The organism is Intestinicryptomonas porci, assembly GCF_033971905.1.
GTDB classification, from domain to species: Bacteria; Verrucomicrobiota; Verrucomicrobiia; order Opitutales; family Intestinicryptomonadaceae; genus Intestinicryptomonas; species Intestinicryptomonas porci.
This window is the reverse complement of sequence record NZ_JALBUT010000014.1, coordinates 1-1,244: the sequence shown is the minus strand read 5'-3', so window position 1 is coordinate 1,244 and position 1,244 is coordinate 1. Positions and strand designations below refer to the sequence as shown.

Genomic DNA, 1,244 nt, shown 5'->3' with positions numbered 1-1,244 from the left:
TCGCTTATTGTCTATGCGAGCCTCTCAAACTCTTGTGTCGCTTCGTATTTCATCTGTTTCATCATTGTTTTCAGTTCCTTTATATTTCTCTTACATTCCTTTGCCGTTTGATGTTTCCTGTTCAGCAACTCGCACAACCTTTCCTTAAACTCGTAAGCCAGCTTTATCGCGGGATTGTTCTCAAAAAACTTTTTCAATCGCTCAAGCTCTTCGGAGTTCAACCTATCTCCACGTTTTCGCAATGGGTATGTCAACTTTCTATTCCATTTTACTTCTTCTTGCGCAGCTTTGCAATTCAAGCGAAGCGCGAATGAGATTTTGCCGCAGGCAAAAGACCCGAAGGGCGAGACGGTTTGCGCATGCAAACGCGAGTCAAAACTCCATAAAGTGATACAACACCAATCTTATAACGTGGAACCTGTCCGCCACTATTTTTGCTTTCGGAAAACACCGCCTTACTATGCTTCGGTAGCTGCTGCTTAAATCCATGCACACTACTTTTACTCTATCTCTCCCCTTGTAGCTCATCAACTTGCTTTCAACCAAGTTGCGCGATTTGCCCTCTATTACATCGTATACCCTGTGATGCGTTAAATCCGCTATCGTTGTCGCAAACTTGTAGCCTTTGTGTATCGTGTGTTGCACTCGCTCGCTTGGTTTTGCTTCGCAAAATCCGCGCTGTTCTCTCCCTTCGGGTAAAACACTTCGTGTTTTATGCTTCCCAAAAGCTTGCTTCGCAACTTTTGTGTTCATCAATACCGATGATTGATGGACATTCATAGCTTAGTTGCTCCTTAACCTTTAGTTCAAACCGTTCGTGGATTACTCTTTCCACCGTACTCTGTGACACCCTCAACCTTTTCGATATCTTCTTGTTCGTCGCCCCGTCAAGGTATTTGTCGATGATTTCATCCTTGGCACTCTCCGATATTCGCTTGTTGCTCTTCAACCCACGTATCGGCTCTCGATAAATACTTCCGCATTTCGGACATCGGTATCGACGCGCCTTTATGACTACATCGTATATCCGCCCGTCTATCGACGCTACTTTCGCCTTCCTGTAATAATGGTCGTAAAATACAACCCCGCTGTGCCCGCAACCGCGACAAGACGGTAACCGTCTTGTTTGTATTCCAACCTCGCAAAAAAGTCTCGACCTTTTCGCCAACTTCGTATTACTCTATAAAAACTAAACAGCATCAGAGGCATTGTAGGACTTCCGTCCTCTTTGCCTCCATTTTTTT

General features: G+C 44.7%; 3 protein-coding genes. All 3 read right to left on the bottom strand.

Going from position 1 to position 1,244, the window contains the following annotated elements; genetic code table 11:
- Window positions 1-11: 11 nt before the first annotated feature.
- The 3 genes from MOX91_RS08715 to MOX91_RS08705 all read right to left on the bottom strand — a co-directional run bounded on the left by MOX91_RS08715 (window position 12) and on the right by MOX91_RS08705 (window position 949).
- Window positions 12-221 (bottom strand): transposase, encoded by a 210-nt coding sequence (locus MOX91_RS08715; RefSeq protein ID WP_370397691.1) that lies wholly within the window; start codon window positions 219-221, stop codon window positions 12-14.
- A gap of 151 nt (window positions 222-372) precedes the next feature.
- Window positions 373-645, bottom strand: coding sequence for a transposase (locus MOX91_RS08710; protein WP_370397690.1), 273 nt, complete (start codon window positions 643-645; stop codon window positions 373-375).
- Between the two features lie 67 nt (window positions 646-712).
- Window positions 713-949, bottom strand: a complete 237-nt coding sequence (locus MOX91_RS08705; protein WP_370397689.1) for a helix-turn-helix domain-containing protein — start codon at window positions 947-949, stop codon at window positions 713-715.
- Between the last annotated feature and the right edge of the window lie 295 nt (window positions 950-1,244).